24 protein-coding genes and 2 tRNA genes are annotated in these 26,292 nt (G+C 70.3%); 12 read left to right on the top strand and 14 right to left on the bottom strand.

Annotated elements, in window-relative coordinates; all coding sequences use genetic code 11:
• Nucleotides 1–448: 448 nt before the first annotated feature.
• The 6 genes from CyaNS01_RS12105 (at nucleotide 449) to recA (ending at nucleotide 6,068) form a co-directional block, all read left to right on the top strand.
• Nucleotides 449–913, top strand: a complete 465-nt coding sequence (locus CyaNS01_RS12105) for an NAD(P)H-quinone oxidoreductase subunit N (RefSeq protein WP_186697278.1) — start codon at nucleotides 449–451, stop codon at nucleotides 911–913.
• A gap of 20 nt (nucleotides 914–933) precedes the next feature.
• Nucleotides 934–1,983 carry an LdpA C-terminal domain-containing domain gene (locus tag CyaNS01_RS12100; RefSeq protein ID WP_186700774.1) on the top strand — a complete coding sequence of 350 codons (1,050 nt, stop codon included), beginning with the start codon at nucleotides 934–936 and terminating at the stop codon, nucleotides 1,981–1,983.
• Nucleotides 1,984–2,057: 74 nt separating this feature from the next.
• Nucleotides 2,058–3,656, top strand: coding sequence for an AAA family ATPase (locus CyaNS01_RS12095; protein ID WP_186700772.1), 1,599 nt, complete (start codon nucleotides 2,058–2,060; stop codon nucleotides 3,654–3,656).
• 214 nt (nucleotides 3,657–3,870) lie between these two features.
• Nucleotides 3,871–3,942: transfer RNA gene (locus CyaNS01_RS12090), tRNA-Gln, on the top strand.
• 66 nt (nucleotides 3,943–4,008) lie between these two features.
• Nucleotides 4,009–4,758: an HAD family hydrolase gene (locus CyaNS01_RS12085; protein WP_186697277.1), complete on the top strand. Its 750-nt coding sequence runs from the start codon at nucleotides 4,009–4,011 to the stop codon at nucleotides 4,756–4,758.
• 116 nt (nucleotides 4,759–4,874) lie between these two features.
• Nucleotides 4,875–6,068, top strand: coding sequence for a recombinase RecA (gene recA, locus CyaNS01_RS12080; RefSeq protein ID WP_186697276.1), 1,194 nt, complete (start codon nucleotides 4,875–4,877; stop codon nucleotides 6,066–6,068).
• A gap of 37 nt (nucleotides 6,069–6,105) precedes the next feature.
• Here recA and CyaNS01_RS12075 read toward each other — a convergent pair whose 3' ends face one another.
• From CyaNS01_RS12075 to CyaNS01_RS12065, 3 genes are all read right to left on the bottom strand, one after another.
• On the bottom strand, nucleotides 6,106–6,474 hold the full coding sequence (locus tag CyaNS01_RS12075; RefSeq protein WP_186697275.1) for a DUF1815 family protein: 369 nt from the start codon (nucleotides 6,472–6,474) through the stop codon (nucleotides 6,106–6,108).
• A 95-nt stretch (nucleotides 6,475–6,569) separates the two neighbouring features.
• Nucleotides 6,570–6,812 carry a DUF2839 domain-containing protein gene (locus CyaNS01_RS12070; RefSeq protein ID WP_186697274.1) on the bottom strand — a complete coding sequence of 81 codons (243 nt, stop codon included), beginning with the start codon at nucleotides 6,810–6,812 and terminating at the stop codon, nucleotides 6,570–6,572.
• 48 nt (nucleotides 6,813–6,860) lie between these two features.
• On the bottom strand, nucleotides 6,861–8,369 hold the full coding sequence (locus CyaNS01_RS12065; protein WP_186697273.1) for a helicase: 1,509 nt from the start codon (nucleotides 8,367–8,369) through the stop codon (nucleotides 6,861–6,863).
• A 55-nt stretch (nucleotides 8,370–8,424) separates the two neighbouring features.
• On the opposite strand from CyaNS01_RS12065, the gene CyaNS01_RS12060 reads away from it, so the two are divergent.
• Nucleotides 8,425–9,324, top strand: coding sequence for a prephenate/arogenate dehydrogenase (locus CyaNS01_RS12060; protein WP_186697272.1), 900 nt, complete (start codon nucleotides 8,425–8,427; stop codon nucleotides 9,322–9,324).
• Here the strand turns inward: CyaNS01_RS12060 and crtD are convergent.
• On the bottom strand, nucleotides 9,287–10,852 hold the full coding sequence (gene crtD, locus CyaNS01_RS12055; protein WP_186697271.1) for a C-3',4' desaturase CrtD: 1,566 nt from the start codon (nucleotides 10,850–10,852) through the stop codon (nucleotides 9,287–9,289). The two genes, CyaNS01_RS12060 and crtD, sit on opposite strands and share 38 nt — an antisense overlap.
• A gap of 35 nt (nucleotides 10,853–10,887) precedes the next feature.
• On the opposite strand from crtD, the gene CyaNS01_RS12050 reads away from it, so the two are divergent.
• On the top strand, nucleotides 10,888–11,781 hold the full coding sequence (locus CyaNS01_RS12050; RefSeq protein WP_186697270.1) for a fructosamine kinase family protein: 894 nt from the start codon (nucleotides 10,888–10,890) through the stop codon (nucleotides 11,779–11,781).
• Nucleotides 11,782–11,806: 25 nt separating this feature from the next.
• On the opposite strand, the gene CyaNS01_RS12045 is transcribed toward CyaNS01_RS12050, so the two are convergent.
• Complete coding sequence (locus tag CyaNS01_RS12045; protein ID WP_186697269.1) at nucleotides 11,807–12,211, bottom strand: CAAD domain-containing protein; 405 nt, start codon at nucleotides 12,209–12,211, stop codon at nucleotides 11,807–11,809.
• 45 nt (nucleotides 12,212–12,256) lie between these two features.
• Between CyaNS01_RS12045 and CyaNS01_RS12040 the strand changes: the two genes are divergently transcribed.
• Entirely contained in the window at nucleotides 12,257–12,706 is a 450-nt protein-coding gene (locus CyaNS01_RS12040) for a M67 family metallopeptidase (RefSeq protein WP_186697268.1), read from the top strand.
• A 39-nt stretch (nucleotides 12,707–12,745) separates the two neighbouring features.
• Complete coding sequence (gene moeB / locus CyaNS01_RS12035) at nucleotides 12,746–13,918, top strand: molybdopterin-synthase adenylyltransferase MoeB (RefSeq protein ID WP_186697267.1); 1,173 nt, start codon at nucleotides 12,746–12,748, stop codon at nucleotides 13,916–13,918.
• Between the two features lie 26 nt (nucleotides 13,919–13,944).
• Here the strand turns inward: moeB and CyaNS01_RS12030 are convergent, their stop codons facing one another.
• A complete protein-coding gene (locus tag CyaNS01_RS12030) occupies nucleotides 13,945–15,153 on the bottom strand; it encodes a cob(I)yrinic acid a,c-diamide adenosyltransferase (RefSeq protein WP_225875670.1) in 1,209 nt (402 codons plus the stop codon).
• Nucleotides 15,154–15,267: 114 nt separating this feature from the next.
• Between CyaNS01_RS12030 and larE the strand changes: the two genes are divergently transcribed.
• The gene (gene larE / locus CyaNS01_RS12025; protein ID WP_225875669.1) at nucleotides 15,268–16,149 is read left to right on the top strand and encodes an ATP-dependent sacrificial sulfur transferase LarE; all 882 of its coding nucleotides are present in this window, start codon (nucleotides 15,268–15,270) and stop codon (nucleotides 16,147–16,149) included.
• Here larE and speD read toward each other — a convergent pair.
• Nucleotides 16,118–16,609, bottom strand: a complete 492-nt coding sequence (gene speD / locus CyaNS01_RS12020; RefSeq protein WP_186697265.1) for an adenosylmethionine decarboxylase — start codon at nucleotides 16,607–16,609, stop codon at nucleotides 16,118–16,120. The genes larE and speD overlap by 32 nt on opposite strands.
• Nucleotides 16,610–16,685: 76 nt before the next feature.
• Nucleotides 16,686–17,795 carry a DNA replication/repair protein RecF gene (gene recF / locus CyaNS01_RS12015; RefSeq protein ID WP_186700768.1) on the bottom strand — a complete coding sequence of 370 codons (1,110 nt, stop codon included), beginning with the start codon at nucleotides 17,793–17,795 and terminating at the stop codon, nucleotides 16,686–16,688.
• Nucleotides 17,796–17,893: 98 nt separating this feature from the next.
• On the opposite strand from recF, the gene CyaNS01_RS12010 reads away from it, so the two are divergent.
• Nucleotides 17,894–17,967 (top strand) — tRNA-Arg (locus CyaNS01_RS12010).
• Nucleotides 17,968–18,032: 65 nt separating this feature from the next.
• Here the strand turns inward: CyaNS01_RS12010 and CyaNS01_RS12005 are convergent.
• From CyaNS01_RS12005 to CyaNS01_RS11980, 6 genes are all read right to left on the bottom strand, one after another.
• A complete protein-coding gene (locus tag CyaNS01_RS12005) occupies nucleotides 18,033–18,485 on the bottom strand; it encodes an N-acetyltransferase (protein ID WP_186697264.1) in 453 nt (150 codons plus the stop codon).
• 32 nt (nucleotides 18,486–18,517) lie between these two features.
• The gene (gene ppc, locus CyaNS01_RS12000) at nucleotides 18,518–21,508 is read right to left on the bottom strand and encodes a phosphoenolpyruvate carboxylase (RefSeq protein WP_225875953.1); all 2,991 of its coding nucleotides are present in this window, start codon (nucleotides 21,506–21,508) and stop codon (nucleotides 18,518–18,520) included.
• Nucleotides 21,509–21,540: 32 nt separating this feature from the next.
• Complete coding sequence (gene gshA / locus CyaNS01_RS11995; protein ID WP_186700766.1) at nucleotides 21,541–22,701, bottom strand: glutamate--cysteine ligase; 1,161 nt, start codon at nucleotides 22,699–22,701, stop codon at nucleotides 21,541–21,543.
• 20 nt (nucleotides 22,702–22,721) lie between these two features.
• Nucleotides 22,722–24,242: an anthranilate synthase component I family protein gene (locus CyaNS01_RS11990; RefSeq protein WP_186697262.1), complete on the bottom strand. Its 1,521-nt coding sequence runs from the start codon at nucleotides 24,240–24,242 to the stop codon at nucleotides 22,722–22,724.
• 92 nt (nucleotides 24,243–24,334) lie between these two features.
• The gene (locus CyaNS01_RS11985; RefSeq protein WP_186697261.1) at nucleotides 24,335–24,766 is read right to left on the bottom strand and encodes a photosystem I reaction center subunit II PsaD; all 432 of its coding nucleotides are present in this window, start codon (nucleotides 24,764–24,766) and stop codon (nucleotides 24,335–24,337) included.
• A 127-nt stretch (nucleotides 24,767–24,893) separates the two neighbouring features.
• On the bottom strand, nucleotides 24,894–26,291 hold the full coding sequence (locus CyaNS01_RS11980) for a sensor histidine kinase KdpD (protein WP_186697260.1): 1,398 nt from the start codon (nucleotides 26,289–26,291) through the stop codon (nucleotides 24,894–24,896).
• Nucleotide 26,292: the final 1 nt, after the last annotated feature.

The raw sequence follows: 26,292 nt of genomic DNA, 5'->3' as shown, positions 1-26,292 counted from the left end.
GCGCTAGCGAGACAGAGCGGACTCTGTTCAGCGCGGCTGGGACTGGCCTGGACCGGACTGGCCGCACTCCGTAGAGGGGCTGGTGCGTTCAGGAAGTTTCCCGGCGGTGGATCGGCGATCGCGCTTCAGGCCGGAGCCTGACATCGAGATCTGGACCCTCCGCTTGGGCCGGATCGATCACCACCACTGGTGATCGGGTGCAGGGATCCGGAGGCCCGGCTAGCGGACGGGCGCGGATTCGAAGCACACCGATCAAATGTAACGCATGACCTGACCCCCTCCTGGCTCACGGCCTGGAGGGTGATCGGATCCCGGCGGTGTGTCCGCGACTGCGCGGCGGTGTTCGTGAGGTGCTGCGGCTGCGGTTCCGGGCCTGCCGGGCGGTGGCGTCTGGAGCGAAACGGGGCCGGGGCTGTCAAACTTGCCGGCAGACCGAGCCGACCTCACCATGCCACTGCTGCTCTCCGGTCGTGGATTCCGGCAGGACCTTGAGAAAGCAGGGGCCCTTGCCCTGTTCGCCCCCCTCGAAGGCGGTGCCGAAACCCGGCTGATGCGCCGGCTGCGCGCCGCGGGCTATCGCGCCCAGATCACGTCGGCCCGGGGCCTCGGCGATCCCGAGGCCTTTCTGATGCAGCTGCATGGCGTGCGCCCACCCCATCTCGGCCACCAGTGCGTGGGCCGCACGGCTGCTGTGGGTGAGGTGCATCGGGTGATGCCCCAGCTGGGCAGCCTGCTCGAGGGCGGCGGGCCCATCCTCCTGTGGCTGCTGGAGGGCAAGGTGCTTTCCACAGGGGAGCTGAGTTCCCTGATCGATCTCACCCGCCGGGAGTCGCGGCTGCGCATCGTGGTGGAGATGGGTGGTGCCCGGCAGCTGCAGTGGCAGCCCCTGGAGCAGTTGCTGGTGGCGGCCTGAGCTCCCCTCCAGGTCTGGCCCTGACCCCGGACGCGGCCCTGCGCCAGGGGCGCTGGGTGAAGTGGATCGGCGGCGCCAGCAATCACGATCTGGCTGCCATCGAAGACCTGGCCGGGCTCTACGCCCTGGCCGGGGTCCACTGCGTCGACGTGGCCGCGGACCCGGCCGTCGTGGCGGCGGCCCGTCGGGGGCTTGACTGGGCCGACCGCCACGGCGCCCGGCGTCCCTGGCTGATGCTGAGCCTCAGCGACGGCGCCGACCCCCACTTCCGCAAGGCCTGGTTCGATCCCGGCGCCTGCCCGGCTGACTGTCCCCGTCCCTGCGAGCGGATCTGCCCGGCCCTGGCCATCGGCGAGGCGGCCACCGGTGCCGCCGGGGTGCTGGACGCCCGCTGCTACGGCTGCGGCCGCTGCCTGCCCGCCTGCCCCCATGGGCTGATCGAAGAACGCAGCCAGGTGCTGGAGGCCGCTGCGGTGGCGCCCCTGCTGCGCCAGCTGGCGCCCGATGCCGTGGAACTCCACACCCAGCCGGGGCGCCTGCAGGGCTTTCAGGAGAGGCTGGAGCAGCTGAGGGCCAGCGGTGTGCCGCTGCGGCGGCTGGCGGTGAGTGCCGCCGGCGACCTCACCGCCCGGGAGCTGTGGCAGCGCTATGGGGCCCTGCGCTCCTGCGGCTTTGCGCCCCTCTGGCAACTGGATGGCCGCCCGATGAGCGGTGATCTGGGCCAGGGCACGGCCCATGCCGCCGTGGCCTTGCTGCGGCGCAGGCAGGGGCATCTGCCCCCGGGCCCCCTGCAGCTGGCCGGCGGCACCAACGCTGCCACCCTGCCCCTGCTGGAGCGGCAGCCGGCCCTGGCCCGCGGCTGTGCCGGCGTGGCCTTCGGCGGGGTGGCGCGGCGACGGCTGCAGCCCCTGCTGCAGGAGGCCCAGCGGCGCGGCCATTCGCTGCTGACCCTGCCGGAACTCCTGCCCGAAGCGCTGCACCTGGCCCGCTCGCTGGTGGGGCCCTGGCTAGAACGAGCGGGTCCAGAGCCTTGCCCCCAGCCATTGCGGTGCCTTTCTCCGAGCCCCTGACCCCCGCCGCCGATGCAGGGCCGCCCCCGCCCGCCCCACCGTTCAGCCAGCGGGTCACCGATGATCTGGACCGCATGCTCGCGGTGCTGCCCGGGCCGGTGCAGCGGGCCCTGGCCAGCGAGGAGCGCCGCCAGCAGCTGCTCGAGGTGGTGCTCGACCTGGGACGGGTGCCGGAAGCCCGTTACCCGGGGCGGGCCATTGAGCTGGGAGCGCAACCGGTGCAGAGCGCCGACCTGGAGGCGGTGGTGCGTCAGCTGGGGGCGTTCGGCAGCGACAACCGGGCCGGTATCGCCTCCACGCTGCACCGCATCAGCGCCATCCGCAACCGCACCGGCACCGTCGTGGGCCTCACCTGCCGGGTGGGTCGCGCCGTGTTCGGCACGGTGGTGATGGTGCGCGACCTGCTCGATTCAGGCCAGTCGCTGCTGCTGATGGGGCGCCCTGGGGTCGGCAAGACCACCGCCCTGCGGGAGATCGCCCGGGTGCTGGCCGACGACCTCTGCAAGCGCGTGGTGGTGATCGACACCAGCAACGAGATCGCCGGCGACGGCGACATCCCCCATCCGGCCATCGGGCGGGCCCGGCGCATGCAGGTGGCCCGCCCCGAGCTGCAGCACGAAGTGATGATCGAGGCGGTGGAAAACCACATGCCCGAAGTGATCGTGATCGATGAGATCGGCACGGAGCGGGAGGCCCAGGCGGCACGCACCATCGCCGAGCGGGGCGTGATGCTGGTGGCCACGGCCCATGGCAATGAGCTCTCCAACCTGATCAAGAACCCCACCCTCAGCGACCTGGTGGGCGGCATCCAGTCGGTGACCCTGGGAGACGAGGAGGCGCGACGGCGCCGCACCCAGAAGACCGTGCTGGAGCGGGCCGCCGAGCCCACCTTCCCCCTGGCGGTGGAGATGCACAGCCGCCATCGCTGGCTGATCCACAACGAGGTGGCCGGCACGGTGGACCTGCTGCTGCGGGGCCAGGTGGCCCGCCCCCAGGTGCGCGAACTGGGACCCGATGGGCGACTGCAGCTGCGGGATCCGCCCCTGGCGACGCGTGGCCCGATCCCACCGGCGGCGCCCCGGCTGAGCCAGCGCCCCCTGCCGCCCCTGGATCTGGATCCCCTGCCAGCCGCCGCCGGCCCCGATCCGCTGTCGCCGCAGCCCGAGGTCGGTCCGGCCGGCAGGGCGCCGCTGCGCGTCTACGGCGCCGGGGTCAGCCGCAGCCTGCTGGAGCAGGTGGTGCGGGCCCGCCAGTTGCCCGTGGAGGTGGTGGGCAGCGTGGAGCTGGCCGATGTGGTGCTCAGCGCCCGCCAGCAGCTCGGCCGCGATCCCCATGTGCGCCGCCAGGCCCAGGACCTGGGCCTGCCGATCCTGGTGATCAAGAGCGCCGCCCTGCCCCAGCTGCAGCGAGCTCTCGAGCGCCTCCTGGCCCGCCGCCGCCCCGCCGGGGAGCCCGCCCTGGACGCCGCCGCCGCGGACGATGCCCATGCGGCCCTGGAGGAGTGCCGACTGGCGCTGGAGCAGGTGGTGCTGGCCCGGGGCCAGCCGGTGGAGCTGCTGCCCCGCAGTGGGCGCGTGCGCCAGCTGCAGAGCGAGCTGGCGGGCCGCTACCGGGTGCGCTCCGCGGTGTTCGGCCCCGCCGGCGATCAGCGGCTGCGGCTGTTCCCGGCCTGATGCTGCGGAGCGATCGGCGCCCAGGCGTTGACGAAGGACCGGCCGTTGTGGGTAACTAGCTAGGCCCAGATCACTCTGGGGTGACAGCCGCCCGGATCTCCCTCCAGCGTGGCTTAGCGTTCCTGGGATGCTTCCGCGCAGAGCTCCCTGTCCCTGCGGGATGTTCCCTCAGCGGCCAGTCGGTTCAGCGGCAAGCCAGTCAAGGGACCAGTATTGGGCCGTCGCCAAGTGGTAAGGCAGCGGGTTTTGGTCCCGCCATTCCTAGGTTCGAATCCTAGCGGCCCAGTTTCAACACTCCCCCGGCTCAGCCCGCCCTGGCCCAGGACCCAGCCCACCCCTGCGGCAGCCCTCCATGGCCGGCTCCCCCTTTCTGGTGTTCGACTTCGACGGCGTCCTGGTCGATGGGATGGCTGAGTACTGGTGGGCGGCCAGCGCCGCCGCCGAGCGCCTGGTTCCTGGCCTGGCCTGGCCAGAGCCCCCCCACCCAGCCTTTGCCCGCCTGCGCCCCCTGATTCACAAGGGCTGGGAGATGGTGCTGATGGCCGCGGAGCTGTCGCGCCCAGACCTCGACCTCGAGGGTCTCGTGGCCGGCTACAGGGAGGCCGTGCCCCAGGCCCTGGCCCGGTGGGGCTGGAGCGAAGCGCAGCTTCAGGGAGTGCTGGAGCAGGTGCGGACCGAGGCGATCGCCACCGACCCCGCAGCCTGGCTGGCGCTGCATCGCTTCTACCCCAACGTGGTGGAGCGTGTGCGGCAGCTGGAAGCTGAAGGCAGCTCCTGGGCCGTGCTCACCACCAAGGGCGCCGCCTTCGCCCGCGAGATCCTCCGCGGCGCGGGGCTGGAGCCCCAGGCGCTCTATGGCCATGACCAGGGCAGCAAGCCTGAGGTGCTGCGCCGCCTGCAGGCCGATCACCCCCGGCTCTGGTTCGTCGAAGACCGACGCCCCACCCTCGAGCGGGTGGCCGCTGACCCTGAACTCAACGCGGTGCGCTGCTTCCTGGTGAGCTGGGGTTATCTCGGCCCCCGGGACGCCCTGGGGCTCCCGGCCAGGATTCACTGGCTCACGCCGGAGCGGTTCGCGGCCCCCCTGGCAACCTGGCCCTGACCCGGTAGAGTACGTCCGTACTAGGCGCGATTGAGACGCCGGCCTTTGCGGGTGGTACTGACAATCCAGTGGTCGCAGGATGGCTCCGCGGCCCGTTCCATCGTTGATCCGATTCCATGCCTGCTGATTCCAAGGCCGCTTCCTACGTCTCTGCCGCTGCCTCCTCCGGTGGTGCGGCGTCCCCTGCCGATGCCCGGGCCGCCGCGGAGCGAGACAAGGCCCTCGGCCTGGTGCTCAACCAGATCGAGCGCAATTTCGGCAAGGGCTCGATCATGCGGCTGGGGGACGCCTCCCGCATGCGGGTGGAGACCATCTCCACCGGGGCCTTGACCCTGGACCTGGCCCTCGGCGGCGGCTACCCCAAGGGCCGGGTGGTGGAGGTGTATGGGCCCGAGAGCTCCGGCAAGACCACCCTGACCCTCCATGCCATTGCCGAGGTTCAGAAGCGCGGAGGGGTGGCTGCCTTCGTGGATGCGGAACACGCCCTCGATCCGGTCTACGCGGCTTCGCTTGGCGTCGATATCGAGAATCTGCTGGTGTCGCAGCCGGACACCGGCGAGATGGCCCTGGAGATCGTCGACCAGCTGGTGCGCTCCGCCGCCGTGGACATCGTGGTGGTCGATTCCGTGGCGGCCCTCACCCCCAGGGCTGAGATTGAGGGTGAGATGGGTGATCTGGCCGTGGGCAGCCAGGCCAGGCTGATGAGCCAGGCGATGCGCAAGATCACCGGCAACATCGGCAAGTCCGGCTGCACGGTGATCTTCCTGAACCAGCTGCGCCAGAAGATCGGCGTCACCTATGGCAGCCCGGAAACCACCACCGGTGGCAATGCGCTCAAGTTCTATGCCTCGGTGCGTCTCGACATCCGCCGCATCCAGACCCTCAAGCGCGGCACCGAGGAGTACGGCATCCGGGCCAAGGTGAAGGTGGCCAAAAACAAGGTGGCCCCGCCGTTCCGGATCGCCGAGTTCGACATCCTCTTCGGCCGCGGCATCAGCACCCTCGGTTGCCTGCTGGACCTGGCCGAGGAAACCGCCGTGGTGATCCGCAAGGGCGCCTGGTACAGCTACGAGGGCGACAACATCGGCCAGGGGCGCGACAACACGATCACCTGGCTGGAGCAGAACCCCGACCAGGCCGTGGAGATCGAACAACGCACCCGTCAGAAGCTCAAGGAAGGCTCGGAGGTGACGGCCAACTCGCTCAAGCCCCTGGCTGCCGCCGCCAAAGCAGCTGTTGTGGCTCAGCCCGTGGGTGCTGAGGACGGCTCTGGAACCCCAGCAGCAGGGAAGCTGCCGGTGGCCGGATGACCGGCCGGATGACGGACCAGATGACGCAGGGGACGCTTCAGATCAGGGCCGGCGGCTCGGCCTGCTGAGCGCCGGCCAGCAGGGCGGCTTCGGTGGCGGGGCCGTTCTGCAGCATCTGGGCGACCCGCTGCAGTTCCTGGATGGCCTCGGCGCCTTCCAGCTTGACCAGCTCGTGGCCGTTGCGGGATTCAATCCAGCTGATGCCGAAATCGGACACCAGGAATCGCACCATGTGATTGGTGCCGAGGTTGGCGACGAAAGAGGCGCCATGGCCATCGCGGCCGTCTCCGCAGCTGTAGCAGGTAGCGGCCATGCCGCGGCTCTGCAGGCTTGAGGCCAGGGCCTGCAGGCTCATCACCAGATCTTGAACAACGGAGCGGTACTGCTCCGCGAGCCGGGGAAACATGGCGCCATCACAGTGTGGGCCAACCCTAAGCTTTTCTTCCAATTCGCGTGGGTATGAATGCTCACCTCCTGACGAGCATCCCGGCACACGCCGTCTCAGCCGTCGGCCAGGGCCCACCAACCCAGGCCAGGGCCGATGAAGCGCACCGTGAGCCAGAACAGCACCAGGGCGCCGATCCCCACCCAGGCCCCCCGGGTGGTGAGGGAGACAAAGCGATTGGCCTGGTTGCGGGTGAGGGGCAGCCAGGGGGCCAGGCGGGGCGACGTATCGGGCGCGGCCGTGCGCTTCGGGGCCCTCGGGGGCAGTCCCTGACTCTCGCGGCGGCGGGCCTCGCCCATGGGTGCAGCTCCTGGTGGTTGACGCGCCCGATCAGGCTACGGCCAGAACTAGTGGGGCAGGAGGCGGCTCAGGTTCACCCAGGGCTCCAGGGCACGCAGCACCTGACGCCCCCAGCTTCGCCCCCTGAGGCGGCCGTCCAGCACGGCCAGCCGGCCCCCCTGGCGACGCAACCCCACCACGCCCAGCTGCAGGCGGGTGAGGCCATCGGGCAGCAGGCGTTCGCGGAACCAGTCGCGTCCCTCCCGGCGCAGGGCCAGCACCTGGGCGGCGGTGAGGGGATCGTCGAGGCTGGCGATCGGTAGCAGGGCCACCACGATCTGGGACGGATCGGGCATCCGGCCCTGGTGCGTCAGCCACCAGCTCCAGCGGGCACACACCACACCGTGGCTCTCGGGCGCCGTGTGCTCGTGCACCACCCGGCTGCCGAATTCGGCCGCCAGGCCACTGGCCAGGGAGAGGCGCAGCCCCTCGTCATCGAGCAGCACCAGGGTGAGGCCCCCCTGGCCAAGCACCAGGCGGCGACACTGCTCCAGCAGGTGTTCGCCGTAGCGGGGACTGTTGGGCAGGGGCTGGCGCAGCGGCGCATACAGAGGCAGCGGATCGGCCAGGGGCTCCGCTCCCAGATCCACCACGACGTCGGGCTCGAGGCCGAGGGCCGGGCCACCCGGGAGCCCCAGTTGCCCCATCGTGCTGGCGAGCTCGGCCACCACCACGGCCCCCTGGCCGTCCATCAGGCCCTCGAGCACCCGCAGGGGCTCAAGCGGTTGCCGGTGCAGGCTCCACTGCAGCAGCCGCTCGGCCGGCGGCAGCCCCTCGACTGAGGGGGCCTGCTGCGCTCTGGTGGGCTCCCGCTCCGTCCAGCTCACCCAGGCGTCGCCGCCACTGGAGCGCCAGGTCGCCCAGGGCTCCGGCAGGGGATGGAGCAGCCCCAGCAGCTGGCGCAGGGGGGCTTCGTCTTCCGGGGACAGCAGCAGCGGTCGCCTCGATCCACCCGGATGGGCCATCACCTGCCTGCTCAGGCGGCTGTACAGCTCACCGAGGCCGGTCCGCAGGGCGGGATGGGCCCGGGCCAGTCGTTCCCAGTCCGCGGCGTCAAGACGCAGCGCCAGGCTGGCCCTCAGCCGGGCGTCGAGCTGCTCGGCCTCCGGGATCACCAGCTGACGCCCCTTCAGCCTGTCGCCTCGCCAGGCGCTCACCAGCTCAGGCACACTCAGCAGCCACACCTTGGCGTTGCCGGGATCCTCGCCCTCGTAGCAGGGCAGGCTGAGGCCGGCCCTGCCGAGGCGGGCCAGCTCCACCTGCAGCAGACGCTGCTTCAGGCCCTGGCTCAGCACCAGCACCACCGGGGTCTCGCCCAGGGCCAGGGGCACCAGCAGCCCCAGCAACCAACCGGGGTCGCTGCCCGGAGTCAGGCGCACCAGGGTGCGGTCGCCCCGCCGCAGGCTGCGGGCCACCAGCCGGCAGAGGCTGAGCTGGTGCGGCCAGCCATCGTGAGCGCCACGCCCCTCCCGCCGCAGCAGCGCCTTCAGCTCGTGGTGGGCCTGGGCCTCAAGCATCCGCCGTCAGCCGGGGGCCTGAATCGTAGGAAGCTGGGCGCAGGGCACTGCAACCATGACAACAGCACCGCCATCTACGCCCCCGAGGGAGCCCCCACGCAGCCTGCGGGGTCCTGTCGGCATCGTGGGGCTCGGCCTGATCGGCGGCTCCATCGGCCTGGATCTGCAGGCCCTGGGGGTGGAGGTACGGGCCCTGGTGCGGCGCCCAGCCACGGCGGAGCGTGCCCGGCAGCGGCAGCTGGCCACAGCGGTGAGCGATGACCCGGCGCTGCTGCAGGACTGTTCCCTGGTGGTGCTGGCCTTGCCCCTCGATGGCCTGCTGGATCCTCCGCCCCAGCTGGTGCAGGCCCTGCCAGCAGCGGCGGTGGTCACCGATGTGGGCTCGGTCAAGGCTCCGGTGCTGGAGCGCTGGTCGGCGCTGCATCCGCGCTTCGTGGCCAGCCACCCCATGGCCGGCACGGAGGCCGCCGGCGTGGAGGCCGGCGTACCGGGGCTGTTTCGCGGTCGGCCCTGGGTGCTGACGCCAGGGGCGGCGACCGACCCGGAGGCGTTGGCCCTGGTGTGGACCCTGGCCGAGCTGGTGGGAGCCCGGCCGATCAGCTGCCCGGCCGAGGCCCACGACCGCGCCGCCGCCCTCATCTCCCATCTGCCGGTGCTGGTGAGTGCGGCCCTGCTGCAGAGCGTCGACGCCGCCGCCGCTGCCCAGGGGGGAGAGCTGCCGGATCTGGTGCGTGCCCTGGCCTCCAGCGGCTTCGCCGACACGAGCCGGGTGGGAGGGGGCAATCCACAGTTGGGCACCCTGATGGCCCGCGGCAACCAGATGGCTCTCCAGGAGGCCCTGGCGGCTTACCGGCTCAGCCTGGAGGCCCTGGAGCACCGCCTGGCCTCGTCCGAGTGGGACGCCCTCGAGGCCGACCTCAGTGCCTGTCAGCGGCTGCGCCCGGAGTTTCTGTGAGTTCAGCTGCTGCGCTCCGCAGCTCCAGCCGGTGGCCCCGCGCCGCCAGCAGCTGGCGGCTGGCCATCAGTGCCGAGAGGCTCACGCCCGCGGTGCCCTCGCCGGGGTAGATCGCATCCCCACACAGCCAGAGGCCCTCGATCGGCGTGCGGCTGGCCAGCCCGAACGGTCCGAAAGTCCCCGGCCGCTGACCCAGTCCGCCCACGAAGCCGAAGGGACGGCCGGTCCAGCGGGCAAACCCCCGCGGTGTGGCGAGCTCGCGATGCCGCCAGGCGGAGGGGTCCAGGCCGAGCAGCTGCTCCAACCCCCGCTGGATGGCGGCCATGGCCCGGGTCTTGGCCGCCCCGTAGGCCTGCCGCTCAAGGCTGAACCAGGGGCGGGCGGGGGTGAACACGCTGGCGATCACGGTGGCCTGCCCCTCTGGGGCTCGGCCGTCGCCGGGCTGACTCACCGACACGAACAGAGCGCCGGGGTCGTCCCACGCCAACTGCAGGTGGCAGGGACAGTCGGCGGGCAGGGCCTGGCGATCCACCGCCCCGTAGAGCACCAGGGCCCCAGAGGGATCAGCCAGCTGGTCGAGGCGGCGTTGGTAGGACGCCCCCAGGCTGGGGGTGTCCAGGAGCTGGGGCAGGCCCTGGGGCGGGATCGCCAGCACCAGATCGCGGGCCCTGCGTTCAAAGCTCTGCCCTTCGCGCTGCTGCCCGCAGCGCTGTCCCTGGAGCTGCCAGCAGCCATCCTGCCGCCGCAGCCGCTCCACCCGGTGCCCCAGGCGCAGGCGCCCACCCGCTTGGCCCAGGGCCTGCTCCAGGGCCGTGCTGAGGCTCTGCATCGAGCCCTCCAGATGCCAGAGCCCCAGGGGCTCCTGGGCCATGGCCAGCACCGTGGCCCCGTAGAGGGCGGCGGTGCGATCGGCGGGCTCCTGGGAGTAGAGCCGCAGCTGCAGATCCAGAAAGCGGCGCAGCCGCTGGTCGTTCCCGCAGCCGCACAGGGCCAGCAGATCGGCCACAGTGGCCGCGGCGAACAGACCGCTGGCCAGGTTGGCGGGCCGCAGGGCGCCCAGCAGCTGGCCCAGATCCCAGCCATTGCGGGGCGGCAGCACGGGGTCCCGGGCCGCAAAGCCCCAGTTGGCGCGGTGCAGGGCCGCGCAGAGGCGCCAGAAGGGTTCACTGCCCGCAAACTGGCTCAGCCGCTCCTGCCGCCAGCGCTCGGGGTCGCGCCACAGCCGCACCGGGGCGCTGCCGTCACCCAGGTGCACCACACAGGCTGGATCGAGGGGCCTGGCGGCCGGCAGGTCGATGCCCAGGTGCTGGCAGAGGCGGGCATGGCTGCCGCCGGGCTCCAGGCCCGCCACCTGGGTGGCCCCCACGTCAAACACGTACGGCCCGCGCTTGAAGGTGCCGGCGCAGCCACCGCACTGGTCGTGGGCCTCGAGCAGCTCCACCGTCAGGCCCGCATCGGCCAGCAGCGCCGCGGCCGTGAGTCCGGCGATGCCGGCCCCCACCACCGCCACGTCGAGCACCTCTGCCATGGCGGCATGCTGGCAGGCAGGTCTGCGGCGTCGTGGTGAGTGTCCCCTCCGAGCCCCTGGCGGCCTGGTGCGAAGCCCGGCTGGGCCTGCGCCCCATCGCCCAGAACCCTGTAGGGGGCGGCTGCATCCATCGGGCCTGGCGGCTGGTGGATGCGGAGGGCACCAGCGTCTTCGCCAAGACCGGCGGCAGCGGCGCCATGGCGCTGCTGGAAGCCGAAGCCGCGGGGCTGGCCGCCCTGGGGGCCTGGCCGCCGGACGGCCTGCGGGTGCCCCAGCCCCTGGCCCTGGAGCTGGTGGGCGACCAGGCCGTGCTGGTGCTGCCCTGGCTGGACCTGGCCCCCGGGGGCACGGGGGGCTGGTCGCAGCTGGGTCAGGGCCTCGCGCAGCTGCATCGGGCCAGCAGGGGAGGGCAGGGCGGCAGGGGCTATGGCTTCGAGACCGACAACTTCATTGGCTCAGCTCCCCAGGCCAATGGCTGGCTCCCCCGTTGGGCCAGCTTCTTTGTGCAGCGTCGGCTGAAGCCCCAGCTGGCCATGGCGGCGGCGCGGGGTGAGGCCTTTGCCAGCGCGGACGCCGTTCTGGAGCGGGCTCAGGAGCGGCTTGCCTCCCATGGGCCGGAAGCGGTACTCGTGCACGGCGACCTCTGGAGCGGCAATGCCGGGCTGCTCCGCGGCGGCGGTGCGGCCCTGTTCGACCCTGCGGCCTACTGGGGCGACCGGGAAGTGGATCTGGCCATGGCGCAGTTGTTCGGAGGCTTCCCCGCCAGCTTTTTTGCGGCCTATCAAGCCACCTGGCCCCTGCCCAGCGGGGCGCCTGGCCGTGTGGAGCTCTACAACCTCTATCACCTGCTCAACCACGCCAACCTGTTCGGCGGTGGCTACCGCAGCCAGGCCGAAGCGTCGATGCTCAGCCTGCTGGACACCCCCTGAGGGCAGAGGGCTGGCCAGGAGTCCGTCAGGTCAGATACTCGTTGCGGAGTGTCTGCAGCTTGTTGACCACGGCGCTGCGCTTTTCGCTGGTGGTGAGGTTCTTCCAGCCCCAATGACCCACCACCACCAGGCCGAGCAGCTCCAGCAGGCCGGGCACGAGGGGCAGCAGGTTGACGGTGTCGAGCACGCCCTTGATCAGGATCTGGGCGATGATCACCACGAGCAGAATGCCGCCGGCCTTGCCGATCCGGCCCATCTGGCTCCAGTCGATCTGGCCCAGGGTCTGGTTGATGCTGCCGAGAACCTCCTTGTAGCGCTCCTTGAACGCGGCGGTGTCGATGCCTTCGCCAGCAGAGGCTTCAGGGGTCGGCGTGGGATCAGCATCGGCCATGGGCTCGGTTTCAACCGTGGGGGTAGGGGTGTCGCTCATGGCCTGGGCCGGGCTCCGGATCACAGTGATCCATAAGGTATCGGGGTGACCTCCAACGCGCCAACCGGCCTGGGCGTTGATCCCGGCTTGCTCACCGCCCTGGGCGCCATCCTGCGCTCCGCCGCGCCGGAAGAGGGCTGCTGCCTGTTGCTGGGCTCACGCCGGGGCCTCGGCCTTGACCAGCTCTGGCAGCTGCAGCGGCTCTGGCCCTGCCTGAATGTGTGGTCGCCGCCTGGGGAGCGCCAACGCCGTTTCGCCATTGATCCGAGGGAGCAACTGGTGGCCCAGCGCTGGGCGCGGCAGCGGGGCCTGCAGGTGCTGGGCGCTGCCCACAGTCACCCGGAAGCTGCCGCAGAGCCATCCCCCACCGACCTGGCCCTCACCTGCGCGCCAGCCCTGATGGTGATTCTGGGACGCCAGGGCGAGGCGCTGGCCTGGTGGCTGGAGGAGGGGAACACCCTGCCCAGGCCGCTGCCGTGGAGAATGGAGCATTGACCTGGTCCGTGGCTGTGTGGCCCGGGCCCCTCGCCGCCGATGCTCCCCCCCGACACCACTGGAGTCCAGCTCAGCCCCGATGAGGTGGTGCGCTTTTCGCGCCACCTGATCCTGCCGGAGGTGGGCATGGAGGGCCAGAAGCGCCTCAAGGCCTCCGCCGTGCTCTGCGTGGGCACCGGTGGCCTGGGCTCGCCCCTGCTGCTCTACCTGGCTGCGGCCGGGGTGGGCCGGATCGGCATCGTCGATTTCGATGTGGTGGACCACTCCAACCTGCAGCGCCAGGTGATCCACGGCACCAGCTGGGTGGGCAAGCCCAAGATCGAGTCGGCCAGGGCCCGCATCCTCGAGATCAACCCGCACTGCCAGGTGGATCTCTACGAGACGGCCCTCAGCAGCGAGAACGCCCTGGCGATCATCGAGCCCTACGACCTGGTCTGCGACGGCACCGACAACTTCCCCACCCGCTACCTGGTGAACGACGCCTGCGTGCTCCTGGGCAAGCCCAATGTCTACGGCTCGATCTTCCGCTTCGAGGGCCAGGCCACGGTGTTCAACCTGGATGCCGAAAGCCCCAACTACCGCGACCTCTTCCCCGAGCCGCCGCCGCCGGGGATGGTGCCCTCCTGCGCCGAAGGCGGGGTGGTGGGTGTGCTGCCCGGCATCATCGGCGTGATCCAGGCCACCGAGGCGGTGAAGATCATCACCGGCCTGGGCACCACCCTCAGCGGCCGCCTGCTGCTGTTCGATGCCCTGGGCATGAAGTTCAGGGAGCTGAAGCTGCGTCCCAACCCCGAGCGCCCGATGATCGACAAGCTGATCGACTACCAGGAGTTCTGCGGCGTGGGCGGCACGGCTCCGGGCCAGGAGGAGGCCGGCAGTGTGCCCAGCATCACGGTGGCGGAGCTCAAGACCGTGATCGATGGTGAGCTCGAAGACATCCTGCTGCTGGATGTGCGCAATCCCCAGGAGGCGGACATCGCCGTAATTCCCGGGGCCGTGCTGGTGCCCCTTGATCACATTGAGAGTGGCGCGGCGATTGAGCAGGTGCGCCAGCTGGCTGAAGGCAGGAAGCTCTACGTGCACTGCAAGCTGGGTGGCCGCAGTGCCAAGGCCCTGATCGCCCTCGGCCGCCACGGCATCGAGGGGGTGAATGTGAATGGCGGCATCGACGCCTGGAGCCGGGAGGTGGATCCCTCGGTGCAGCGCTACTGAGCCGAGGCGCCGCTGAGCCTTCGGGCTCAGTAATCCACCCCCCGTTTGAGATCCACGCCGCGCTCGGCGTAGTGCTTGTGGCACACCATCTCGGAGTGCACGGTGGCGAGGTCGAAGTAGGCGGGTCGGTTGCGGCAGCGGCCGGTGAGAATCACCTCTGTTTCGGCTGGCTTGCGCAGCAGGGTCTGCACGATCGGCTCCTGGGGCAACAGCTCCAGATCCACGGTGGGGTTGATCTCATCGAGGATCACCGTCTTGTAGAGGCCGCTGGAGATGGCGGCCCTGGCGATCTCCCAGGCCCTCTCGGCCTCCACGTAGTCGATGGGCTGCTGCTGGCCGCGCCACACGATCGCATCGCGGCCCGAGCGCAGGTGATCCACCAGATGGGGATAGCTCTCGCGCAGGGCGGCGATCGCCGCGTCTTCCGTGTATCCTCTGCCGCCCTTGAGCCACTGCAGGATCAGCACCCGGTGGCTCTTGTCCTGGCTGATGCCCCGCCCGATCGCCTGCAGGGCCTTGCCCAGCGCGCTGGTGCTCTTGCCCTTGCCCTCGCCGGTGTAGATCTCGATGCCGTCGAGGCCGGCGGCGGCGGTGGCGGCGTCACCATGGCGGCGATGGGCCCGCATCTCGGAATGCAGATCAGCCAGCTGCACCAGCTGGGGCGGGGCGCCGCGGCCAGTGCAGATCACCTCCATGCCATCGGGCTTGGCCGCCAGGCTGCGGCAGATCTCCTCCCGATCCAGCAGGCCCAGGTCGAGCACGGGGTTGAGCTCGTCGAGCACCACCACGGAGTAGAGGTTGCTGGCGATGGCGCCCTTGGCGATGTCCCAGCCCCGCTGAGCTTCCTGCCGGTCGAAGCGGGTGGCCTGCTCGGCGCTGAAGAAGTCGCCCCGGCCGGTGCGCACCTGGTCGATCAGATGGGGAAAGCCCTGTTGCAGGGCCTCGATGGCGGCATCCTCGTCGTAGGCCCGGCCCGGGCCCTTGAGGAAGCGCAGCAGCAGCACCCGGGTGCGCTTCTGCTCGCAGATGCCCAGGCCGATGGTGCGCAGCACCACCCCCAGGGCGGCCTGGCTCTTGCCTTTGCCATCGCCGTCATAGACGTGCAGCTGGCCATGGGTGCGTTCATCGCGGCCCGAGGCGGTGCGGATGCCGATCCCCGAGGCACTGGCTCGGCCTGATCCACCGCCAGGGCTGCCCTGGCCCAGGCGTGACGGCTCGGTGGTGCTCGGACTCATCGCTGCCGTGCTGCGCGCCCGATGCTACCCACCACAACCGGGCTGTTTGGCGGCCAGCCGTCGGCCGCAGCTGCCAGGATCGAACCCCGGCCGCCGGCCCCTGCTCTTGCTGCCTTGACGTTCACCCTCCTGGAGCGCCTGCCCCCCAGCCTCGAGGAAGGTCTGGAGGCGTTGCGGCAGGCCATGGCGGCCCTGCCCCAGGTGGTGGTGGCCTACTCCGGCGGGGTGGACAGCGCCCTGGTGGCCTGCCTCGCGGTGGAGCAATGCGGCAGCGCGGCGCTGGCGATCACCGGCGTGTCGCCGGCCCTCGCTCCCCACCTGCGCCAGGAGGCCGCCGCCCAGGCCCGCTGGCTGGGCATCGCCCACCGGGAGATTGCCACCGCCGAACTGGCCGACCCGGCCTACAGCTCGAACCCGGTTGAGCGCTGCTACGCCTGCAAGCGCGAATTGCACCGGCTGCTGGCGCCGGTGGCCGCGGCGGCCGGCGATGCGGTGGTGCTCGACGGCGTCAACCACGACGATCTCGGCGACCACCGCCCCGGCATCCGCGCTGCGCGGGAGCACGGGGTGCGCTCACCCCTGGCCGAAGTCGGCATCGACAAGGCCGGGGTGCGTCAGATCTCCAGGGCCCTGGGTCTGCCCTGGTGGGACAAGCCTGCCCAGCCCTGCCTGGCCTCCCGCTTCCCCTATGGCGAGGCGATCACGGCGGCCCGGCTGCACCAGGTGGCGGCCGCCGAGGCCTGGTTGCTGGAACGGGGTTGGCCCCGGCTGCGGGTGCGCTGCCAGGGGGAGACGGCCCGCATCGAATTGCCGGAGTCGGAACTCACGGCTGCCCTGGAGCAGTGGCGGGATGGTTCCCGCCGCCGGCAGCTGGTGGAGGCGTTTCTGGCCCTCGGCTTCACCGCTGTGGCGGTGGATCTGGAGGGCCTGGTGAGCGGCAAGCTCAATCGCGGCCTCGCACCGCTCAGGCCACCTCAGCCGGCAGACGGCTGCTGACCTGGATGGCGCCGGGGGTTTCTCGCCGGAAGCTGGTGAGCTTGTGCTCGGCGGCGGCGAGTTCCTCGGCGAGCACGGCGCAGGCCCGCTCGGGCATGGTGTGGTCGCCGCAGGTGAACACATCCACGGCGGCGTAGCCGGATTCCGGCCAGGTGTGGATGGAGATGTGCGATTCGGCCAGAAGGGCCAGTCCGGTGACGCCCTGGGGCTCGAAGCGGTGGGTGATCAGGTTCAGAAGGGTGGCACCAGCCCGTTTCGCTGCGGCGGTGATGGTGTCCCTGAGAAAGGCTTCGTCGTCGAGCCGGGCGTGATCGCACCCATAGAGCTCGAGAATGCAGTGTTTTCCGACGGTGTCGGTGATCGGAGCAGGCTGGCTGGAGGCTTGGGCGGCGGCGTGTGCTGCGGCTTGGGCTGCGTTCCATCCGGGGTGGGGATGGAGGCAAGGCAGGGTCTGGATCATCGAATCTGATCAAGGTGGAAGGCAACCTTACGTGACGCCGACTGTCCAGCGAGAGCAAGGCTTCTCGGACCCGGGCTCAGCTCGCCTCGACCACGGCGCCGCCCTGCAGCTGCACGATCTGGCTCTGCCGCTGCCAGCCAGCACCAAAGGCCCCCAGGTGGGTGGCGCTCACCAGACACTGGTGCCCCTCGCCCACGGCCTCGAGCAGCCACTGCTGGCGGTTGGGATCCAGTTCGGCCAGCACGTCGTCGAGCAGGAGCAGGGGTGGTTCGCCGACCACGCTGTGGACCAGCTCCAGCTCGGCCAGCTTGAGGGCCAGCACCAGCGTGCGCTGCTGCCCCGCCGATCCATAGCGCCGCGCTGGCTGGCCAGCCAGCCCAAAGGCGACTTCATCGCGGTGGGGGCCAACCCCGCACTGGCCCAGCCGCAACTCCTCGCTGCGCTGGGCGACCAGCTGGGCCGCCAGGGCGGCGCGCCAGGGCTCCTCCGCCTCCTCGCCTTCCAGCTTGGTGCCGCTGCGGTAGCTGATCGTGAGGGCATCGCGACCGCCGCTGAGGCGCTGTTGCCAACGGCTGGCCAGGGGTTCCAGCCGGCGCAGGGCCCGGTGCCGTCGGCGGTGCAGGCGCGTTCCCACCAGGGCCATCTGCTGGTCGAAGGCGTCCAGCAGCGCCGCCTGTTCGTGGCCGCCCAGGCCCCGCCGCAGCAGCTGGCTGCGTTGCCGCATCAGGCGGCCATAGCGGCTGAGCAGCTCGGCATAGAGGGGCTCCAGCTGCAGCACCACCCGGTCGAGCCATTGGCGCCTTCCGGCAGGCTCTCCCCGCACGAGCTCCAGGTCGAGGGCGCTGAAGCTGACGCAGCGCAGTGAGCCGAGCAGGTCGTGCTGCCGCTCCAGAGCCTTGCCGTTGCGGCGTGCCTGCCGCCCGCCGCTGCGGCGCAGGTCGAGCTGCAGCAGATCGCCGCTGGTGGTGAGGCCCTGGATACGGGCCCTGCTGCATCCCTGCTGGATCAGGTCCCGGTCGGAGCCGGTGCGGTGGGAGCGCAGCGAGCCGAGTAGCTCCACCGCCTCCAGCAGGTTCGACTTGCCCTCGCCATTGGGACCGAGCACCAGCAGGCGAGGGGCCTCCAGGCCCAGGTCCAGCCGAGCGATGTTGCGGAACTGCAGCAGCTCGAGGCGATCCAGCCTGATGGGTCTGGTGGCGGCCAGCGGCTAAGCTAAGGCCGCTGCGGAGACGGCCATCACCATGGCCAGCCAAGCGGCCAGCCACCCTCTCACGGGCGCAGCTTGGGCATGTAGCTCAGTTGGATAGAGCGTCAGATTCCGGTTCTGAATGTCGGGGGTTCGAGTCCCTCCATGCTCGTTGCGCTCAGCCGCTGTCTGTTCCCCTTCGGCCCTGGTCGGAGGGTTTTTTCTGCTCTGCGGGCCTCAGAGCTGCAGGCCCATGGCGCGGATGCCGCCTGGATCCACGATGAAGCCCAGGCCTTGCAACGCCTTGATGGCCTCAGGTGGCGCCGACAGCGACACGCTGCAGCCTGAGAGCTCCCGCCGCAGCCGGCCCAGGGAGGCCTGCACCAGCGCCCGCAGCACCCTGTCGCGCTCGGGATCGGCAGGGGCGCAGCACAGGTCCCAGAGGTTGGCATTGAGGGCCAGGTCACTGGTGACCCGCACGAAGCCCACCAGGCTGCCACTCGGGTCGGTGACACCCAGGTGCCACAGGCTCCGTTCCAGCACCCGCTGCCAGCGCTCGGCCGACCGCGCCGCCTCACCCGAGGCCACCAGCAGACTGTTGAGCAGCTCAGCGGCTGGCCACGGATTGGCCACCAGGGCATAGCCCTCCCCCAACCGGGGGGGAGGGGTCTGGGGACGGAAGGGGATCAACAGGGAGCCCAGGGGGAACGCGTGCAGGGGGGTCAGCCGGTGTTGCGCATGCCGGCGGCGATGCCATTGATGGTGAGCAGGGCGCCGCGCAGCAGTTCACTGCGGCTGTAGGTGCGGCCGTCGGAACCGCTGCCGGTAGCTTCGCGCATCGGAGGTTGCCGGTTCTGGTCGCGCAGCCGCCTCAGCAGGGCCACCTGCAGGAAACCGAGGGGCACGATCGTGCGGTTGCGCAGGTCCACCGAGAGCTGCAGGGCGGGATCGCCATCGAGGAGGCGCTGGTGACCGGTGATGGCCAGCACCAGGTCGCGGGTGAGGTCGAACTCGGCGGCGATGGTCTGGAAGATCTGCTCGAAGGCCTCCCGCCGCTCGGGTCGTCCCAGGGCCTGCACGTAGTGATGGGCCAGGTCGATGTCGACCTTCGAGAGGGTCATCTCCACCTTGGAGATCAACATCCGAAAGAAGGGCCAGCGCTGGTAGAGCAGGCGCAGCAGCTCGATCTGCTCCGGGTCCTGATCGAGCTCCTCGCGCAGGGCAGCCCCCACCCCGAACCAACTGGGGAGCAGGAAGCGGCTCTGGGTCCAGCCGAACACCCAGGGAATGGCCCGCAGGCTCGAGAGGTCTTTGGCGCCGCTCTTGCGCCGCGCCGGCCGGCTCGAAATCTGCAGCTTGCTGATCTCCTCGATGGGGGTGCACTGCTGGAAGAACGCCACCAGATCGGGGTTGTCATGGACCAGGGCCCGGTAGAAGTCGCGGGAGCGGGCGGCCAGGCGGCCCATCAGCTCATTCCAGCTAGGCGTGTTGTCCACCGGCGTGCTCACCAGGCTGTTCTGCAGCACCGCAGTGGTGAGGGTTTCGAGGTTGTAGAGGGCCAGCTCCGGCAGGGAGTATTTGGAGGCGAGCACCTCGCCCTGCTCGGTGATCTTGATGCGGCCGCTGAGGGTGCCACTGGGCTGGGCCAGCACCGCCTGGTAGGCCGGCCCGCCGCCCCGGCTCACGGAGCCGCCACGGCCGTGGAAGATGCGCAGCGCCACATCGTGCTGGGTGGCGAGCTGCTGCAGGGCGATCTGGGCCTTGTGGATCTCCCAGTTGCTGGAGAGGAAGCCGGAATCCTTGTTGCTGTCGGAGTAGCCGAGCATCACCTCCTGCAGGGGTTGGCTCCCCTCGCTGGAGCTGAGCAGCCGGCGGTAGAAGGGCTGGCTGAACAGCTGGCCCATCACGGCCGGGGCGCGCTGCAGGTCTTCCACCGTCTCGAACAGGGGCACCACCAGCAGGCTGGTGGTCTGGGCCACCGGGTCCACCAGCCCGGCCTCCTTGGCGAGCACCAGCACCTCCAGCAGGTCGGACACCGTGTGACTCATGGAGATCACGTAGGTGCCGCAGATGCGGCAGCCGAACTCCTGTTGCAGCCGCTGCAGCATCCGCAGCACGGCGAAGGTCTCGGTGGTGGCGGCGCTCCAGCTGGCCGCGGGGGGGAACAGGGGGCGGCGGGTCTGCAGCTCAGCCAGCAGCCAGGCCACCCGCTGCTCCTCCTCCATCTCGCCGTAGGGCGTGGGCAGCTGCAGGTAGCGGCTGAGCTCGTCGAGGGCGTCGCTGTGGCGCGTGCTCTCCTGGCGCACGTCCAGGCTGGCCAGGCAAAAGGCGAAAATCTGCACCTGGCTGATCAGGTGCTGCAGCGATTCGCAGCTCAGGCCGGTGCCCTCCAGGCTCTGCAGCACCAGCTCCAGATCGGTGCGGAAGTCGTCCACCGAGGCGTAGTGGAGGTCCTGCAGGCCCGGCCCCACGGCCAGGTTGCCGCCGATGCCGGGCACGGAGGGCAGGCCGTCGCAGGGTGATTCCCAGCCGGTGTCCGCCAGCAGCTGGTTGCGCTCCTGGGTGAGGTGCAGCCGCTCCAGCACATAGCTGAGCTTGAGGCGGTAGGGCTCGAGCCGGTAGCGGGCGGCGCGCTCCTCATAGATGTCGGGAAAGCGCAGCCGGTCCATCTCCAGCGACTCCAGCAGCGCCGGGCTCACCTGGCTCCACTGCATCGAGATGCTGAGCTGATCGCGCAGTTCCCCCACCGCTTTCACGTAGCGCTCCAGCATCAGCTGGCGCTGAAAACAGGCGGTGCGCCAGGTGATGTCGGGGGTCACCGAGGGGTTGCCGTCGCGGTCGGATCCCACCCAGGAGCCGAAGGTGCAGAAGGAGTCCCGAGGGGGCTCCACATCGGGGTAGCTGTCGGTCAGAGCGCCCGCGATCCGCACCCGCAGCAACGGCATCGCCTCGAACAGCACCTCCTGGAAGAAATGGAGGGCATAGTCGACTTCATCCAGCACCGTGGGCTTGAACTGGTGCAGCTCATCGGTGCGCCACCACAGGCGGATTTCCTCCTCCAGCTGCAAGCGCAGGCTCTGGCGCTCAACCCGGTTGAGGTCGCTCTCCTGCTGGAGCTTCTGGATCAGGGTGGCCACCCGCCGTTGCTTGTGCCGCACCGTGTGGCGCACGATCTCGGTGGGGTGGGCCGTGAACACCAGCCGCAGATCCAGGTTGCGCAGCAGGTTTTCGATCTGGGCCGGCGGCACGTTGAGGTTGCGCAGGCGCTCGAACAGCTGGCGGAAGGTGGCGGGCTCGGTCTGGCTGGCCAGGGGCGGCAGGAAGGGATCGCTGGAGAGCGTTTCCGGCAGGGATTTGAGGCTGTCGAGGTAGGTGTCTTCCTCGATGTGCTGCTCGAGGATATTGACGAGCTGGAAATAGAGGGAGAAGGCCCGGGCGGCGGCAATGGCCTCGGCCAGATCCATCTCCCGGATCAGTCGCACGATGGCCGTGCTGGTGTCCATGCCGGCGGCGTCGCCTTCGGCCGTGGTGGAGCCGTCGTCCTCCAGGGGATCACTCAGCCGCTTCAGTCGCAGCAGGCGTTCGGCGTGGTGGGGCGGACACTCGCTGCGCAGCACGGTCTGCCAGAGGTCTTCGACGAGCTCAAGCCGCTCACCCAGCAGGCGGGTCGCCCGGGGCGAGGGTTCGGCGACAGGGGGCACCAACTGCCGCATGAAGGCTGGAGTGTCGTGACGTGTGCTCGTGATCATCCCAAACGACCCAGGACAGGGTCTGTGCCCATCGTGGCGGCCAGGTGCTGCTCCTGCACCGCCATGGCGCTGATCTCTCCGCTCAGAATCGCACGGATCGACGTGCCGCTCTGCTGACGCTGCAGCCAGTCCATGGCCTGATTGCCGTGGCGCAGCAGCCCGGCGAGCGGGGTGAGCCGAGCGTCCAGCCCCAGCTCCCGGGCCAGGGGCGCCAGCTCTTCCAGGATCTGCCGGATCCAGGCCCGGGCTTCAATCGGGCTGCCGTCGCGCCAGTGGCGCAGGGGGGCGTCAAGGCTGGAGCGGGCTGCGGCCTGGTCGTTGGCATCGGCGAGCAGCGCCAGCTCCTCGGGATCGAGGCTGCTGGCACGGAATGGGTCGCAGGTCTGGGGATCCCGTTGCACCTGCCATAGCCGCAGCTCCGCCAGGGCCGTGATCGCCAGCAGCACCTCTGGGTCGCTCACCAGATCGCAGATGCGGATCTCGAGGCGATTGAGGTCGTAGGGGCGATCGTCGCCATTGGGCCGCACGGAGGTCCACAGATGCCGCACGTTCTGCATCGTGCCGGCCTGGAGCTGCTGCTCCATCCAGGCGATGTAGTGCTCGTGGTCGCGGAACAGGGGCACCCGCTCCGGCGTGAGGGGGAACTGCAGCCAGCGCTGGGAATGGGCGCCGGTGGCGGCACCGTCGAGGAAGGGGGAGCTGGCGCTGAGGGCGAGCAGCAGGGCGGCCTCACAGCGCAGCAGCCTCAGGCCGGCAAACAGCGGCTGCATGGCCGTGAGGCCCAGGTTGATGTGCACACTGGCGGTCACCACCCGGGTGCCGTAGGTGCGCTCGATGTAGTGGTGGTAGGGGTTGTCGGGGTCGGAGCGCTCGAAGCGCCGGCTGTTCCCCAGGCTCAGGGTGCTGCCTGGCAGGAGCGTCAGCCCGCGCAGCTGCAGCCAGCGGCGCAGGCGCAGCCGCGGTTCCAGCAGCAGGGCCAGCTGCCGGTCGTAGTCGGCCTCCGGGGCGGTGACGTATTCGAGATTGCGTCGGTCGGGCTCGGTGACAAACCCCTCCAGGGCCGCGGCCACCTCAGACGAACAGCCCACCACCGTGCCGTCTGGCCTGCCGGTGTAGAGCTCCACCTCGAAGCCCTTGAGCATCAGCGCTGGCGTCATGGCTGGGGCGGCGGGGTGGCTCACGCCAGGCAGGCCAGGGCCTTGAGCATGCCCCGGGCCTTGTTGAGGGTTTCCTGGAATTCCGCCTCGGGCCTGGAGTCGGCCACCAGGCCGGCGCCGGCCTGCACCTGCACCCGCCAGCTGCCGTTCGGGCCCGGCTGCACCACCATCGTGCGGATGGTGATGGCGGTGTTGAGGGCTCCCCCGAGGTCCACGGCGCCGTACACCCCTGAGTAGGGACCCCTGGCATCGGGTTCGAGGGCATGGATCAGCTGCATGGCCCGGATCTTGGGAGCGCCGCTGACCGTACCTGCCGGGAAGGCCGCCATCAGCAGATCCCAGACGCTGTGCCCGTCGCCCAGCCATCCTTCCACCTGGCTGACGATGTGCATCACATGGGAGTAGCGCTCGATCACCATCAGATCAGTCACGGAAACGCTGCCGGGGCGGCAGACGCGGCCGAGGTCATTGCGGCCCAGATCCACCAGCATCACGTGCTCGGCCCGCTCCTTGGGATCGGCCAGCAGCTCGGCCTCCAGGGCCTGGTCGCCCGCTTCATCGGTGCCCCGGGGCCGGGTACCGGCGATCGGGCGCAGGGAGGCCCGGATCCCTCCGCCCTCCACCGGATCGGCCTTCACCATCACCTCGGGGCTGGAGCCGATCAGATACCAGCCACCGAAGTTGAAGAAGGCCATGTAGGGCGATGGATTCACCATCCGCAGGCTGCGGTAGAGCTCAAAGGGATCCCGCTCGATCGTGGTTTCGAGCCGCTGGCTCAACACCAGCTGAAACACATCCCCTGCGGCGATGTGCTCCCGGGAGCGCACCACGGCCGCCTCGAAATCGGCCTGGCTGCGGTTGCTGCGGGTGGGCAGATCGGTGCCGCTGCGTTCATGCCACTGCAGTGGCACCACCCCGGCGGGCAGGGGCTCCTGCATCTGCTGCTCCAGAGCCGTGATCCGCGCTGTGGCGGCGGCGTGGGCCTCAACCGGATCGCCGCCCCGGCTCAGGTCGGCGTAGGCCACCGCCGTGATCTGGCGCTTCACCTGGTCGAACACGAGCAGGCTGTCGGCGAGCATCCAGCAACCATCCGGAGGCCCCTCGGGATCGGCGGGGTGCACGGGCACGCTGGGTTCGATCCACTGGATCAGCTCGTAACCCCAGAAGCCGAACAGATGGCCCGCCGGCGGCAGGCCTGGCACCGGGGCGCTGCTCAGGGGACGCAGACAGTCCTGCAACAGCTCAAACGGGTTGCCGCTCAGCTGCTCGGTGCGGCCGTCCCGCCATTGGCGCTGACTGCTGGCTCCGCGGCTGGTGAGGGTCCAGAGCGGCTCACTCACCACGAAGCTCCAGCGGCCGATCCGCTCTCCCCCCTCGACCGACTCCAGCAGCACCCCGTGGCTGCTGCCGGCACCCACCTTGAGCCAGGTGGTCAGAGGCGTCTCCAGGTCTGCCGGCCAGCGCTTCCAGATGGGGATGAAGCTGAGCCCGGCAGCCACCTGGGCCAGAAAGGTGGGGTCCAGGCGATCGGAGGGGGTCATCGAGGAACCGGCAGGCAAAAAAAACGGGGCGCCGGGCCCCGCCTTTCTAAGTGTTCAAGACCAACGGCCAGACCCTGGCCGAGACGCTCAGCTCAGGCGTCGAAGGTGTTCTTGCCGGTGAACTTGAGGTTGGCGGGATTGGTGTTGGCGCCGATGGAGCGGGGGTTGTGACCCACCATCTGACGGCCCTCGTTCACCTTCTCGGGGAACACGCCATCCTTGGGATGCAGATACTCGGTGTCTCCGCCGGGGAAGATCCGGTAGATCTTGTAGTCCTCGATGCGGGGCTTGAACTTGGTGCGCAGCTGGGTGCCCAGGGCCAGGCACTGCTCCTTGCGGGCGAAATACATGACGTTTTCGCCCTCATTCATCTCGGCAGCGCCGCCGGTGGGCAGCTCAAAGACCTGGGCCTTGGAACTGGTCCAGGTGATGGCGTACTTCTCTTCAGTTTCGGCGGAGTTGAGCAGCCCGCCGGTGCTGCCGATGTACTTGGGGAGTTGACCGCTCAGTGCCGTTGCTGTCATGACGCGTTCAGGTGTCGGCAGACTGTTTCAGGCGGAAACTAGCACCGTGGTTTTGGCCCTCCGGCCGGCGCTGCGCCAGTCTTCACACCCGTCAACAAAACCCTGCCCGACCGGTGGTGCCATCCGCTCAGGCGGCCGGCACGTACACCGGAAAGAACACGGTGAGCCCACTGCCGCTGCGCTCGGTGAGCCGCCCCCCCAGCCGCTCGAACAGTTGCTGGGTGGCCTGGCGACTGAGCTGCAGGCTGCCGGTGCTCGGATCCCAGCTCAGCACCGGCCCCACCAGCTCCCGTCCCCGGGGGGACGGTTCGCCGGGAACCGGCACTGGCCCGGCGCTGCTCAGCTGCAGTTTCAGCCGTGCCCCGGCCGGCTGCAGGACCAGGCGTACCCGGGTGCCGGCCGGCAGGCTGCGGCTGAAACGGTCAATCAGGCCGCCCAGCATGGTTTCCAGCCGCGCCGGATCGCTGAGCACCTGGGGCAGGTCAGGGGTGATCTGGAGGTCCAGCGTCAGCTGACGCCGCGCCAGCTGGCGCTGCCAGAGCCCTTCGAGCTGGCCCAGCAGCTCGCTGAGGTCGGTGCGGGCCAGGGGCAGATCGGCTTGGGCCTGTCCCTGGCCGAGGGGGCGCTGCAGCTCAGCCGCCAGAAAGATCAGGCCGAAGCGGTCGATCTGCTCACTGCACTCGCCATCGATGTGCTCCAGGCGCTGGCGCACCACGGCTGGCAGGTCGCTGCGGCGCAGCAGGGAGCGGATCAGGGTGCGAATGGTGGCCAGGGGGGTGCGCACCTCGTGGGTGAGGGCTTCGAGCAGGGCCAGCTCGCTGATCTGGGCGGCAGAGCTGGCTGTGGCCTCGGCCTGGGAGGGCTTGCCGCCGGCGGCCGCGGCCAGGGGCTGCAGGGTCAGGCTGGGGGCGATCCTGGCCAGACGGTTGGCCAGCAGGGGCCAGAAACGGAGCCCCAGGGAGGGTTCGCTGTGCAGTGGGCCCAGTTGCTGCACGGCTGTACGCAGCTCCAGGGCGGCGGCAGGATCGCTCAGCTCCAGCCGCTGATGCATCAGCGAGAGGGCCTCCGAGAGCACCTCAGGGTCGAAACGCACCACCAGCCGGCGGCCCTCGGCCGGCCCATCCAGACACAGGGCCACCTGGAGTTGCGGTGTCACGATCACCAGCAGAGGGTCGTCGCCGTCGCCTTCCTCCAGCAGCAGCCGGTGGTAGCCGCTGCCCGGCACGGCACCGCGGCTCTGGCCCGTGGCGGACTGCAGCAACCGGGGCGGAGCGGGGGGCAGCAGGGTGCCGATCGCTGCCGGACTCCACACCCACCCCTGGAGCCGTTGCAGCAGGGCGGGCTCATAGAGGGCCGGGAGGGGTGCGGCCAGCCACAGCCCGGACACCTCCCCCAGGGGCAGCAGAAAATCCTCCTGCAGGGTGGCCAGGGCCGCCCACCACTGGCGCCGGGCGGCGTCGTCCGTGCTGGTGCCGGGAGGGACCCCCGCGGTGAGGCAGTGCCGCAGCTTGAGCAGGCTCACCAAG

The sequence above is a fragment of the Cyanobium sp. NS01 genome (genome assembly GCF_014280235.1).
Lineage (GTDB): Bacteria > Cyanobacteriota > Cyanobacteriia > PCC-6307 > Cyanobiaceae > NIES-981.
This window is presented reverse-complemented; position numbering and strand designations above follow the sequence as displayed.